At 74.1% G+C, this 11,735-nt stretch carries 11 protein-coding genes; 4 read left to right on the top strand and 7 right to left on the bottom strand.

Features of this window, described 5'->3' with window-relative positions; genetic code table 11:
* Window positions 1–45: 45 nt before the first annotated feature.
* Both AMY39116_RS0337710 and AMY39116_RS0337705 read left to right on the top strand, forming a co-directional pair.
* Complete coding sequence (locus tag AMY39116_RS0337710; RefSeq protein ID WP_020422769.1) at window positions 46–960, top strand: PAC2 family protein; 915 nt, start codon at window positions 46–48, stop codon at window positions 958–960.
* Window positions 957–2,084, top strand: a complete 1,128-nt coding sequence (locus tag AMY39116_RS0337705; RefSeq protein ID WP_020422768.1) for an MFS transporter — start codon at window positions 957–959, stop codon at window positions 2,082–2,084. Before AMY39116_RS0337710 ends, AMY39116_RS0337705 begins: the two co-directional genes overlap by 4 nt.
* Here AMY39116_RS0337705 and AMY39116_RS0337700 read toward each other — a convergent pair.
* The 3 genes from AMY39116_RS0337700 to AMY39116_RS0337690 form a co-directional block, all read right to left on the bottom strand.
* The gene (locus AMY39116_RS0337700; protein ID WP_020422767.1) at window positions 2,067–2,891 is read right to left on the bottom strand and encodes a metallophosphoesterase; all 825 of its coding nucleotides are present in this window, start codon (window positions 2,889–2,891) and stop codon (window positions 2,067–2,069) included. The genes AMY39116_RS0337705 and AMY39116_RS0337700 overlap by 18 nt on opposite strands.
* Window positions 2,831–4,078 carry an MFS transporter gene (locus AMY39116_RS0337695; RefSeq protein WP_020422766.1) on the bottom strand — a complete coding sequence of 416 codons (1,248 nt, stop codon included), beginning with the start codon at window positions 4,076–4,078 and terminating at the stop codon, window positions 2,831–2,833. The genes AMY39116_RS0337700 and AMY39116_RS0337695 overlap by 61 nt, the downstream gene beginning before the upstream one ends.
* 709 nt (window positions 4,079–4,787) lie before the next feature.
* The gene (locus AMY39116_RS0337690; RefSeq protein ID WP_020422765.1) at window positions 4,788–5,378 is read right to left on the bottom strand and encodes a helix-turn-helix transcriptional regulator; all 591 of its coding nucleotides are present in this window, start codon (window positions 5,376–5,378) and stop codon (window positions 4,788–4,790) included.
* A 180-nt stretch (window positions 5,379–5,558) separates the two neighbouring features.
* On the opposite strand from AMY39116_RS0337690, the gene AMY39116_RS0337685 reads away from it, so the two are divergent.
* On the top strand, window positions 5,559–7,142 hold the full coding sequence (locus AMY39116_RS0337685; RefSeq protein WP_027936579.1) for an ABC-F family ATP-binding cassette domain-containing protein: 1,584 nt from the start codon (window positions 5,559–5,561) through the stop codon (window positions 7,140–7,142).
* Window positions 7,143–7,157: 15 nt separating this feature from the next.
* On the opposite strand, the gene mshC is transcribed toward AMY39116_RS0337685, so the two are convergent.
* The 3 genes from mshC to AMY39116_RS0337670 are packed head-to-tail and all read right to left on the bottom strand — an operon-like array spanning window position 7,158 to window position 9,814.
* A complete protein-coding gene (mshC, locus tag AMY39116_RS0337680) occupies window positions 7,158–8,396 on the bottom strand; it encodes a cysteine--1-D-myo-inosityl 2-amino-2-deoxy-alpha-D-glucopyranoside ligase (RefSeq protein ID WP_027936578.1) in 1,239 nt (412 codons plus the stop codon).
* Window positions 8,397–8,453: 57 nt separating this feature from the next.
* Window positions 8,454–9,167 carry a GH25 family lysozyme gene (locus AMY39116_RS0337675; protein WP_235716300.1) on the bottom strand — a complete coding sequence of 238 codons (714 nt, stop codon included), beginning with the start codon at window positions 9,165–9,167 and terminating at the stop codon, window positions 8,454–8,456.
* Window positions 9,168–9,226: 59 nt separating this feature from the next.
* Complete coding sequence (locus AMY39116_RS0337670) at window positions 9,227–9,814, bottom strand: TetR/AcrR family transcriptional regulator (RefSeq protein ID WP_020422761.1); 588 nt, start codon at window positions 9,812–9,814, stop codon at window positions 9,227–9,229.
* Between the two features lie 73 nt (window positions 9,815–9,887).
* Between AMY39116_RS0337670 and AMY39116_RS0337665 the strand changes: the two genes are divergently transcribed.
* Window positions 9,888–11,207 carry a cytochrome P450 gene (locus AMY39116_RS0337665; RefSeq protein WP_020422760.1) on the top strand — a complete coding sequence of 440 codons (1,320 nt, stop codon included), beginning with the start codon at window positions 9,888–9,890 and terminating at the stop codon, window positions 11,205–11,207.
* Here the strand turns inward: AMY39116_RS0337665 and AMY39116_RS0337660 are convergent.
* Window positions 11,194–11,613: a hypothetical protein gene (locus AMY39116_RS0337660; protein WP_020422759.1), complete on the bottom strand. Its 420-nt coding sequence runs from the start codon at window positions 11,611–11,613 to the stop codon at window positions 11,194–11,196. The two genes, AMY39116_RS0337665 and AMY39116_RS0337660, sit on opposite strands and share 14 nt — an antisense overlap.
* Between the last annotated feature and the right edge of the window lie 122 nt (window positions 11,614–11,735).

Genomic DNA, 11,735 nt, shown 5'->3' with positions numbered 1-11,735 from the left:
CAGGCTACGGTCTCGTCACCGCCCGCCGGGTCGTAGGCTGGGTGGGTGAGTGACCCAGCCGACGCGATCCCACAGCCCGAGACCCCGGACCCGGAGGACACCACGGCCAGGGACCGGGTGATGATCCTGGCCTTCGAAGGCTGGAACGACGCAGGTGACGCGGCCAGCACGGCCCTGGAGCACCTCCAGCTGAGCTGGGACGCCAAGCCGCTCGCCGAGCTCGAGCCGGACGACTACTACGACTTCCAGGTCAGCCGCCCGACGGTGCGGATGGTGGACGGCGTCACCCGCAGGGTGGAATGGCCGACCACGCGGCTGGCGATCTGCCACCCGCCCGGCTACGACCAGGACATCGTGCTGGTGACCGGCCCCGAGCCGAACATGCGGTGGCGCGCCTTCTGCCGTGAGCTGCTCGACCACATCGAGGAGCTGGGGGTGACCACCGTCGTCACGCTCGGCGCCCTGCTGGCCGACACCGCCCACACCCGCCCGGTCCCGGTCACCGGCACCGCCTACGACCCGGAGGCCGCGGCCCGGTTCGGGCTGGAGCGCAGCCGCTACCAGGGCCCGACGGGCATCGTGGGCATCCTGCAGGACGCGTGCGTGCAGGCGGGCATCCCGGCGATTTCCATCTGGGCCGCGGTGCCGCACTACGTGTCCCACCCGCCCTCGCCGAAGGCGACGCTGGCGCTGCTGCACAAGCTCGAGGACGTCCTGGACGTCGAGGTGCCGCTGGGCGCGCTGCCCGAGCAGGCCGAGGAGTGGCAGCAGACGGTCAGCGAGATGGCCGAGGAGGACGAGGAGATCGCCGAGTACGTCCGGTCCCTGGAGGAGCGCGGCGACGCGGAGACCGCGATCACCCTGGAGGAGTCGAGCGGCGAGAAGATCGCCGCCGAGTTCGAGCGTTACCTGCGGCGGCGTCGTCCGGGCGCGGAGGGACCGGGACCGGCAGGCCGGTGAGCGGGCGGCCCGCCCGCGCCGCGCTCTACGTCGGTGGCCTCCTCGGCCCGTTCGGGGGCGGGGTGGTGTCGTCGATGCTGCCGGAGCTGTCGGCCAGCTTCGGCGTGTCACCGGGCACCGCGGCGTCCTCGCTGACCGCCTACCTGCTGCCGTTCGCGCTGGTCATGCTCGTGTCCGGGACCTACGGCGCGCGCTGGGGACCGGTGCGCACGATCCGGATCGCCTACGCCGGCTACGTGCTGGCGGCGGCGCTGGCCGCGCTCGTGCCGTGGTTCTGGCTGTTCCAGGTCACCCGCGGGCTGCAGGGCGTGGCCAACGCGTTCACCACGCCGCTGCTGCTGACCAAGCTCGCCGCGATCACCCCGGCGGACCGGCTCGGCCGGGCGCTCGGCACGTTCGGGGCGATGCAGGCGCTCGGGCAGACGTCCGCGCCCCTGATCGGCGGGCTGGCCGCGGAGGCCGACTGGCGGTGGGCGTTCGCCGGGATCGCGCTGGTCGCGCTGGCGCTGGCGGCGAGCCCGCTGCCGCCCGACGACCGGGCCGGCGAGCCCGGGTCGCGGCTGCGGGACGCGTGGCGGCCGGTGGTGCTGTGGGCCGGTGGTGTGGTGTTCCTGGCCTGGGCGTGCCTGGCCGGGCTGCCGTTCCTGGTCGCGTTCCGGGTCGACGACCTGTTCGCGCTGACGCCCGGGGTGCGGGGCCTGGTGCTGACCGCCTACGGGATCGCCGGGTTCCTGGCCGCGCGGCTGGTCGGCGCCGCCTCGGACCGGTTCGGGCCGCGGGTGGCGCTGGCCGCCGGGCTGCTGCTGGGCGCGGCGGCGATGGCCTCGATCGGGCTGTTCCCGTCGCTGCCGGCGGTGACGATCGCGTGGGCCGTCGGCGGGGTGTGCGGGCAGCTGGTGCTGGTCGGGATCAACGCGACGGTGCTCGGCGGGGAGGGCAACGGGCGCAGCGGCGCGATCTCCGTGGTCACCGCGCTGCGGTTCCTCGGGATGTCGGCCTCCCCCGCGGTGTTCACCGGGCTCTACCACGCCAGCCCGGCGCTGAGCTTCCTCGTCGCGGCCGGGGTGCTGGCGGCGGCGGTGCCGCTGCTGGCGTTGCGGCCGAAGTCAGAGGATGCGGCGTAGCGGGACCGGGCCGCGGGCACGCTTGCGCCACTCGCGCGGGTAGCCCAGCGACACCTCTTCGAAGCGGACGCCGTCGGCCCAGGTGGTGCGCGGGATGTGCAGGTGCCCGAACACGGCGACCTCGGCGCGGTAGCGCAGGTGCCAGTCCTCGGTGCGGGTGGTGCCGCACCACAGCGCGAACTCCGGCCAGCGCAGGGGCGCGGTGGGGTGGCGGTGCAGCGGCCAGTGCGACATCAGGACGGTGCCGTGGTCGGCGGGGACGGCGTCCAGGCGCTGCTCGCTGAACTTGAGGCGGTCGGCGCACCAGTCCTGGCGGGTGGGGAACGGGTCGGGGTGCAGGTAGAACTCGTCGGTGCACACCACGCCGGCCTCGCGGGCCTGGTCGAGCGCCTCGGCGAGGGAGGCGTCCTCGGCCTGCGGGGTGCGCCAGCTGTAGTCGTAGAGCAGGAACAGCGGGGCGATGGTGAGCGGCCGGTCGGCGTGGGGCCAGACCAGGTACTCGTCCTCCGGGGTGCGGACGCCGATCTCGCGGCAGCGCTCGACGAGGTGCCGGTAGCGGGCCTCGCCGCGCAGGTCGTTGCCGTCGCGCGGGACGGTCCACAGTTCGTGGTTGCCCGGGACCCACACCACCTCGGCGAAGCGCTCCTTGAGGGTCGCCAGCGTGGCGGTGATCGCGTCGATCTTCTCGGCGACGTCGCCGGCCACCAGGAGCCAGTCCTCCGGCGAGTCCGGGCGGACTTCGTCGATCAGCGGCGCGTTGCCGTTGTGGGTGACGTGGAGGTCGCTGGTGGCGTAGAGGTGGGGCACGGGTCCACCGTAGTCATCCGCCGCACCAGCCAGAGCACCCCGAGCGCGCCCGCGACGAGGTTGAGGGCGGCCTGGAAGTTCAGCAGCGGGGTCAGGCCGAGCGGGCCGACGAGCGCGCCGGCGCCGAGCATGCCGGCGACCTGGGCCAGTGCCTGCACGGCGAAGCCGGTGCTGAGCACGCGGCCGGTGCTGCCGGGCGGGCTGACGGTCTGGACGACCGACAGCAGCCCGGCGTTGAGCACGACGACCGGGACGCCGACGGCGATGAACAGTCCGATGTAGACGCCGAACGCGCTGGTCAGCGCCGGGGCGTTCCAGATGACGGCGGCGGTGAGTCCGAACGCGACGGTGCCCCAGCTGAGCAGCCGCGCGGGGGCGGCGTTGCGGGCGACGGTGGCGATGGCGAGGCCCGCGGCGAGCCCGCCGATGGCCTGGACACCGCGCAACAGCCCGGTTTCGGCTTCGCCCTGGCCGAGCGGGCCGCTGACGAACAGGACGAACAGGACGACGAACATCCCCTGCCCGGCGGACATCAGGGTGGTCATGAAGATCACCAGGCGGAGCCGGTGGTCGCGGCGGATGTCGGCGAGCCCGTCGAGCCAGGCCCGGACCACTGGGGCCCGGTGGGCGGGCCGGGGTTCGGCGAAGCGGGGCGCGAGGAAGCCGATCGCGGCCAGGAGGGCGGCGCCGTAGGCGACGACGACGGCGCCGAGGCCGGCGAAGCCGAGCAGCACCCCGCCGAGCGCGCTGCCCCCGAGGCGGGCGACGCAGGTGCCGACGCCGAGCGCCCCGTTGGCGGCGGTGGTCTGCCCGGGAGCCAGCACGGGGACGAGCGCGCTGCGGGCGGGCTCGAACAGCGCGGCGAGCCCGGACTGCAGAGCCATGACGAGGTAGATCACCGGAAGGCTGCTGCCGAGCAGCGGCACCGCGACGACCACTTGGCCTGCGCACACCGCGGCGAGCAGGGCGCGCCGGTTCCAGCGATCGGCGAGCACCCCGGCGACCGGACTGAGCACGACGGCGGGCAGCACGCCGGCGACCATGGTGGCGGCGGTCGCCGCGGGCGAGCCGGTGAGCGCGAAGATGTGCAGCGGCAGCGCGACCTGCAGCATCCACTCCGCGGTCTCGGCGAACATGCCGGCGGCCCAGAGCCGCGCGAAGGCGGGGGTTCTCAGTGGGCCGGGCATGGTCACTCCTCCCCCGTGTGCTGAGCGGCGGTCGGCGGATCTGCCGCTCGCGCGGTGCGGGATGGCGGGCGCGGATTGCGGGACGGCGCCGGCCCGCCGCGGGACGGTGGCTGCGCCACGCGGGATGCTGCTCGCGCGCGGCGGGACGCTGGGCGCGCCAGGCGGGATGCTGCCCGCCCGTGGCGAGACGCTGGGCGCGCTAGGTGGAATGCTGCCCGCGCGCGGCGGGACGGCGGGGGTGCCACGCGGGATGCTGCCCGCCCACCGCGGGACGGCGGGCGCGCCTGGCGGGGCACTGCCCGCCCGCCGCGAGACGGTGGCTGCGCCACGCGGGATGCTGCCCGCGCGTGGCGAGACGGCGGGCACCCTCGAGAGCTCGCCGCCCAATGGCCGGGCCGCGTTGGCGGCACATCTGTGCGCCGTCGGCGCCGCGGCGCCGGGGTTGGTTGCTTCGCCGGTCGCCGGGCTGGCCGCTTGGCGCGGCGGGACCAGCCGCCGCGCAGCGGCCACCCACCTCCGCGGCATCGACACCCCGGCCTCGGGCTTGGGCTCCCCTGGTCCGCTGCTCACCAGGCGAACCGCTCCCCACCGTGCGGCCAGCCGCCAACGTGCTTGTCCGCATCTGGTGCCGCGGCGGGCACGCTCCCCCTCCCCGCTCGTCCGGCCCTCGGCGCGCAGGCGGGACCCACGCCACACGCACGACCCGGCGCTACTCACTCGGCTTCCCGTTCGCCTCGACGCGTGGGTACGCCCGCCAGCTCGCCTGGACCGGCCGCGCCTCCGCCGGCGCCTCCGTCCGGATGGTCGCCACGTAGGGCCGCACCAGCGCGTCGATCGCCTCGGTCAGCGCCGCCAGCTCGGCCGGCGTCGCCCGCAGGGCGTAGGTGTTGATCGCCGACGCCTCCTGCCACTCGCGGTCGAACGAGCCGATCGTGTCCAGGAACCGCTGCGCCAGCACGCCGTCCTCGGCGATCCGCGCTCCCGCGGCCGCCAGCTGCGCCGTCCGCACCGCCGGGTCGGTCGCGAACTCGCCGAAGTCGAGCCCCACCGGCGTGGCCCGCCACGGCCGTTCCCGCCCGTCGGCCGCCTCGACGCGCTCCACCAGCCCCCACTGCGCCAGTTGCCGCAGGTGCCAGCTGCAGTTCGAGGCCGTCGAGTCCACCGCCTCCGCGCACTCGGTCGCGGTCCGCGGCCCGACGGCCATCAGGTAGCTCAGCAGCTCCGATCGCAGCGGGTGCGCCAGCGCCCGCATCAGCTCCGCGTCCCGGACCCGCCGTCGCGGCGGCAGCTCAGCGGCCATCGGCACTCCCAACGTGAAAGAAACCTTTCGAAAGAACTCTTTCATATCTGGGGTCGGAAAACAAGTTGCCCTCCCGCGCTAGCCTGGAAGCGCCATGAAGAACTGACATCGCGACCGACCCGCGTCCGAGGCCAGGTGGCCCGGCGGGTTTCGCCATCGCACTCCGGCCGGTGATGTCCCATGTCTTTGCGCGTTCACGAGCTGTCCTTCGCCTACGGCTACCGCGTCCTGTTCGACCGCTTCGACTTCGCCGCCGACCCCGGCCAGCGGGTCGGCCTGGTCGGCGAGAACGGGGCGGGCAAGTCCACGCTGCTGAAACTCCTGGCGGGCGCCGAGATCCCGCACGGCGGCACCGTCCACACCGGACCCGACGTGGGATTCCTGCACCAGGAACTCCCCTACCCCGCCCACACCCCGGTCCCGGCGGTCGTCGAGGACGCGCTGGCCGGCATCCGCCGCGCGGCGCGGCGCCTGGACCGGCTCGCCGAGGCGGTCTCGGCCGATCCGTCGGAGGCGGTCCTCGCCGAGTACGGCGAGGCCCTGGAATGGGCCCAGGCACACGACATCTGGGACGCCGACCGCCGCGCCGCGGTCGTCCTGGACGGCCTCGGGCTCGGCGGGATCGACCGGCCGGTCGGCGAGCTGTCCGGCGGCCAGCGGTCCCGGCTCGGGCTGGCCGCGCTGCTCATCCGGCAGCCGGCCACGCTGCTGCTCGACGAGCCGACCAACCACCTCGACGACCCGGCGATGGAGTTCCTGGAACGCCACCTCACCGGGCTGTCCGGGACGGTGGTGCTCGCCTCGCACGACCGGGTCTTCCTGGACGCGGTGTGCACGGCGATCGTCGACCTCGATCCCGCACTGGGCGGGCCGGCCCGCTACGGCGGCGCTTACCGCGACTACCTGGCGCACAAGCGCACCGAACGCGCCCGCTGGGAGCAGCGCCACGCCGAGGAGCAGGCCGAGCTGCGGCGGCTGACGGAGTCGGTCGCGGTCACCGCGCGCGCCGTCGCCCACGACCGGCCGCCGAGGGACAACGCGAAGATGCTGTACGACTTCAAGACCGGCCGGGTGCAAAAGCAGATCTCCCGGCGGGTCCGCAACGCGCAGCAGCGGCTCGACGAGCTCACCGCCAACCAGGTGCGCAAGCCCCCGCCGCCGCTGCGGTTCGCGGGCGCGCTCACCGCACCGGCCGGCGAGGACGAACTGATCCTCTCCGCCCGTGGGATCCACGTGCCGGGACGGCTGGAACTGTCCGAACTGGACGTCACGGCGTCGGCGCGGCTCCTGGTCACCGGCGGCAACGGCGCGGGCAAGTCGACGCTGCTCACCGTGCTCGCCGGCGGGCTGGCGCCGCAGGCGGTGCGACGCCGGAAGGGTCTGCGCACCGGGATGCTCGCGCAGGACGTGACCCTGCCCGACCCGGCGCGGACGCCGCGCGGGCTGTACGCCGAGGCGGCCGGCCCGGACTCCCCCGCGCTGGCCGATCTCGGCTTGATCGCGCCGCGGGACCTCGACCGGCCGGCCGGGCTGCTGTCGGTCGGGCAGCGGCGACGGCTCGCGCTGGCGATCCTGATCGCCCGGCCACCGGACCTGCTGCTGCTCGACGAGCCGACGAACCACATCTCGCTCACGCTCGCCGAGGAGCTGTTCGACGCGCTGGGCTCCGCGCCCGGCGCCGTCGTCCTCGCCAGCCACGACCGGTGGCTGCGCCGGGAGTGGGACGGTGCGACCCTGCGGCTGGAGCAGGGCCGCACCGTATAGGTCGTTATACGCCGATCAGAGCTCGACGCCCAGCAGCGCGTCGACGGCGACGCGGATCAGGCCGGGCGCGCCGGTGTCGCGCCCGCCCTGCCGCAGCGCCTCGTCGGCCCACGCGTCGATCGCCCGCATCGCGTTGACCGTGTCGAGGTCGTCGGCCAGGTGGTCACGCAGGCGGGCGACGGTGTCGTCGGCCTCCGGCCCGGCAGGCAGCGCCGCGGCCTCCCGCCAGCGCGCCAGCCGCTGCTGGGCGGTGGTGAGCAGGTCGTCGGTCCACGACCGGTCGCTGCGGTAGTGGCCGGCGAACAGCGCGAGGCGGATCGCGTTCGGGTCCACGCCGTCGGCGCGCAGCCGCGACACGAACACGAGGTTGCCGCGCGACTTGGACATCTTCTCGCCGTCCAGGCCGATCATGCCGCTGTGCACGTAGTGGCGGGCGAACGGGTGCTCGCCGGACAGCGCCTCGGCGTGCGCGGCGCTGTACTCGTGGTGCGGGAAGATCAGGTCCGATCCGCCGCCCTGCACGTCGAAGCCCATGCCGAGCCGGTTGACCGCGATCGCGCTGCACTCGATGTGCCACCCGGGGCGGCCGGGGCCGAGCTCGGACTCCCAGGACGGCTCACCCGGCCGGGCGGCGCGCCACAGCAGCGCGTCCAGCGGGTCGCGCTTGCCGGGGCGGTCCGGGTCGCCGCCGCGCTCGGCGAAGAACTTCGCCATGGTCTCGCCGTCGTAGTTCGACTCGTAGCCGAAGCGGCCGGTGGCCGAGCGGTCGAAGTAGATGTCCGGGTACTCCGGGTCGTCGGCCCGGTAGGCCGCGCCGTGCGCGAGCAGCTTCGAAATGACCTCGACGATCTCCGGGATGCTCTCCACCGCGCCGACGAACTGCTTCGGCGGCAGCACCCGCAGCGCCTCCATGTCCTCGCGGAACAGGGCGGTCTCCCGCAGGCCCAGGACCACCCAGTCGTCCTGGTCCCGCTCGGCGCGCTCCAGCAGCGGGTCGTCGATGTCGGTCACGTTCTGCACGTAGTGCACCGTGTGCCCGCTGTCCCGCCACACCCGGTTGACCAGGTCGAACGCGAGGTAGGTCGCCGCGTGACCGAGGTGCGTGGCGTCGTACGGGGTGATGCCGCAGACGTACATGCGCGCGGTCTTGCCCGGCGTGGTGGGGCGCACCTGCCCGGTGGCCGTGTCGTACAGCCGCAGCGCGCGTGGCGTGCCCGGCACGTAGGGCAGGGGTACCGAGGACCAAGTCTTCATACCCCAACCCTAGGTGGCGTTCCGGTGAACCGTCCCGCCCGGTGGGAACGTTTCGCGTCACGAAGCGGTCAGCGACCGCAGTTCGTCGACCGTGCCGAAGAACGTGTCCTGGTTGCCCGGCAGCGGGCCGGCCACCGCGGACTGCCAGAACTTCGCCGTCCAGCCGCCGGGCACCTCGCCCATCGTGGTGTTGTAGCGGGCCAGCCAGAGGACGTGGTCGGCGGCGAACGCGGTGCTGTCCGCCGTGCACGCCTTCCACCACCGGTTCGTCGTGTAGATGATCGGGGTGTGCCCGGTGCGCCGCTTCAGCTCGGTGCTGAAGGCGCGGATCCAGGCGACCATGTCCGCGGGCGACTTCGCGTAGCAGGCCGGCGTGTTCGGCGTGTCCTCCAGGTCCAGCGTCGGCGGCAGGGTCATGCCGTCGGCGAACCACTTGCCGTCGTGGGTGTGCAGGTACGCGGCCTGCTCGGCGCCGCCCGTCTTGTCCGGGCGCGCGTAGTGGTAGGCCGACCGGTACAGCCCCGCCGCCTTCGCGCCGCGGAACTGCGCCAGGAAGTTCGGGTTCACGTAGCCGACGCCCGCGGTGTCCTTGACGAACACGAACCGCGCGCCCGCCGCCCTGGCCGCGGTGAAGTCGGGCACACCCTGCGAGGCGCTGATGTCGAACCCGGCGACCGGCGCCGCGGGCTGCGCGGAGGCCACCGCGGGCGCGAACCCGGCCACCAGGGCCGTCACCACCGCCACCATCCGGAAGATCGTTTTCGCTGCCACGCCCCGGACCGTAGATCCACTTCCGGGTCGTCGCGCGGCGCGTGACCGCATCGGGTGAGTCAGGCGCCCGGGAACGAGGCGGCCCACATCGCCTCCAGGCCGGCCGTCAGCTGCTCCGACGTCGGCGCCCCGTCCGGGTCGAGCAGCCACTGCACGGCCAGCCCGTCGCAGATGGCGATCACGAAGCTGGCGACCGCCTGGCAGCGCGGGTCGTCGGCCGTGGTGCCGTCCGCCAGCGACCGCGCGACCAGCTCGGCGACCTTCGCGCGGCAGCGCCGGTACTGCTCGGCGAACTGCTCCCGCAGCGACTCGGTCCGCTCGGCCTGCGCCAGCGCCTCGACGTAGGACAGCAGCAGCGCCCGGCTGGCGGGCAGGCTGTCCAGCATCGCCGCCCACGCGCGCCGCCCGCGCTCGATCGGCGGGACGGCGGGCTCGGCCATCGCGATCGAGGCCAGCTTGTCGGTCCACTCCTCGAACACCTCGCCGATCGCGGCGTTGAGCAGGCCCGCCTTGGACCCGAAGTGGTACCCGATCGAGTGCAGGTTGGTGTCCGACGCCGCGACCAGGTCCCGCGCCGTGATGTGCGCGTACCCCTTCTCCTCCAGCAGCCGCCGCGCGGCGGCGAGCAGCTCTTCCCGGTGTCCCACACCGGAACCCTAGCTGGACACCCGAGTTACACGTGCGTATAAATGAGGCACCGGTCACGTCGAGGAGGTCGCGATGAGCGTCGAAACCCCGTCCCGGACGAGCGCGCTGCCGCTGCCGCCCGGCCCGAGGCTCCCGGCGGGCGTGCAGACGGTGCTCTTCGGCAACTTCCGGCACGTGCTGATGCCCCTGCTGCGGCGCCGCTACGGCGACCTCGTCCGCCTCAACCTCTACCCCGAGCGGCACGTCGTGCAGCTGGCGGACGTCGACCACATCAAGGCCGTGTTCAGCGGGCCCGCCGACGTGTTCCACGCCGGCGAGGGCAACATCATCCTCAAGCCGCTGATGGGCCCGCACTCGGTGCTGCTCACCGACGAGGACGTGCACCTGCGCGCCCGCAAGCTGCTGATGCCCGCCTTCCACGGCGCGGCGTTGCGCGGTTACCGGGAGATGATCACTGAGCTCGCCGAGGCCGAGGTCGCGAGCTGGACGCCGGGCCGGGTGTTCCGGTCGCACGAGCGCATGCAGGCGCTGACGCTGGAGATCATCCTGCGGGTGGTGTTCGGCGTCGCCGAGGGGCCGCGGCTGGACGAGCTGCGTGCCCTGCTCACCCGGATCGTCGACATCGGGGTGCTCGAACTGTTCGGCTGGCACAACGCGAAGCTGCGCCGGTTCGGGCCGTGGCGGCGCTACAGCCTGGCGCAGGACAGGGTGGACGAGCTGCTCTACGCCGAGATCGCCGACCGCCGCAAGGCCGACGACCTCGACGGGCGCGGCGACGTGCTGTCCCGCCTGCTGACGGTGCCCGCCGAGGACGACCGGCTCTCCGACGCGGAGCTGCGGGACCAGCTGATCACCCTGCTGCTGGCCGGGCACGAGACCACCGCTACCGCGCTGGCCTGGTCGTTCCACGAGCTGGCGCGGGACCCGGCGCGGCAGCGGCGGGCGATCGAGGCGGCCGACGCCGGGGACGAGAAGTACCTGGAGGCGGTGGCCAAGGAGGCGATGCGGCAGCACCCGGTGATCTCCGAGGTGGCGCGGCGGCTGACGCGCGACATCGAGATCGGCGGCTACCGGATTCCCGCCGGCTACACGGTGATGCCCTCGATCGCGCTGGTTCAGGGCGATCCGGCGCACCACGAGGACCCGGCGGCGTTCCGGCCGGAGCGGTTCCTCGACGGCGGCCCGGCGTCCGGCACGTGGTTCCCGTTCGGCGGCGGCGTGCGGCGTTGTCTCGGTGCCGGGTTCTCGCTGCTGGAGGCGACGATCGTGCTGCGGGCGGTGCTGACGCGGTTCGCGGTGGAGCCGGACCGCGCCCGCGGCGAGCACTCGAAGCCGCGGCACATCACGATGGTGCCCGGGCGGGGCGCCCGGATCGCGGTCATCCCCCGGTGAGGAGCAGGCCGCCCAGCGCGACCAGGGCGAGCACCTTGACGGCCTCGAGGACGACGTAGACGAGGTGCGCCCGGGACCGCGGCACATCCTCGCCCGCCAGCACGCGGTCGGAGCGGCGGTTCAGCGGCGGCCGGACCACGGCGAGCTGCACGACGAGCACGACCGCGGCGACGGCGCCGGCCAGGTAGACCGGCCACCGGACGTCGGTCAGGGCGACCCCGGCCGCGACGAGGATGGCGAGCACCACCTCGGCCCGGTTGAGCGCGCGGAAGACGATGCGCCCGATGCCCAGCCCGAGCGGCACGGTCACGCCGGGAGCGCGGAACTTCAGCGGCGCCTCCAGGAACGAGATGCCGAGCACCATGCCCAGCCAGAGGCAGGTGACACCACCGGCGAGTTCAGCCATGGAGAACCTCCAGTTCGGGGCGGGGGTACGGACCGGGGTCAGGGCAGGTGGTTCGCGCGCGTCACGGAGTCAGGCATCGGTCCGCCTCCGGCGCGGCGCGGGCCGGTTCGGCGCTGGGCAGG

Source organism: Amycolatopsis sp. ATCC 39116 (assembly GCF_000231075.2).
Classification (GTDB): Bacteria; Actinomycetota; Actinomycetes; order Mycobacteriales; family Pseudonocardiaceae; genus Amycolatopsis_E; species Amycolatopsis_E tucumanensis.
Note: the sequence above shows the minus strand (reverse complement) of the source record. Positions and strands in the feature narration are given on the sequence as shown.

What these genes read in the sequence shown, in the direction of transcription:
- mshC (WP_027936578.1), bottom strand. Translation starts at nt 8,396, where the DNA reads ATGAAGACTTGGTCCTCGGTACCCCTGCCCTACGTGCCGGGCACGCCA.
- AMY39116_RS0337695 (WP_020422766.1), bottom strand. Translation starts at nt 4,078, where the DNA reads ATGCCCGGCCCACTGAGAACCCCCGCCTTCGCGCGGCTCTGGGCCGCC.
- AMY39116_RS0337665 (WP_020422760.1), top strand. Translation starts at nt 9,888, where the DNA reads ATGAGCGTCGAAACCCCGTCCCGGACGAGCGCGCTGCCGCTGCCGCCC.
- AMY39116_RS0337690 (WP_020422765.1), bottom strand. Translation starts at nt 5,378, where the DNA reads ATGGCCGCTGAGCTGCCGCCGCGACGGCGGGTCCGGGACGCGGAGCTG.
- AMY39116_RS0337660 (WP_020422759.1), bottom strand. Translation starts at nt 11,613, where the DNA reads ATGGCTGAACTCGCCGGTGGTGTCACCTGCCTCTGGCTGGGCATGGTG.
- AMY39116_RS0337685 (WP_027936579.1), top strand. Translation starts at nt 5,559, where the DNA reads ATGTCTTTGCGCGTTCACGAGCTGTCCTTCGCCTACGGCTACCGCGTC.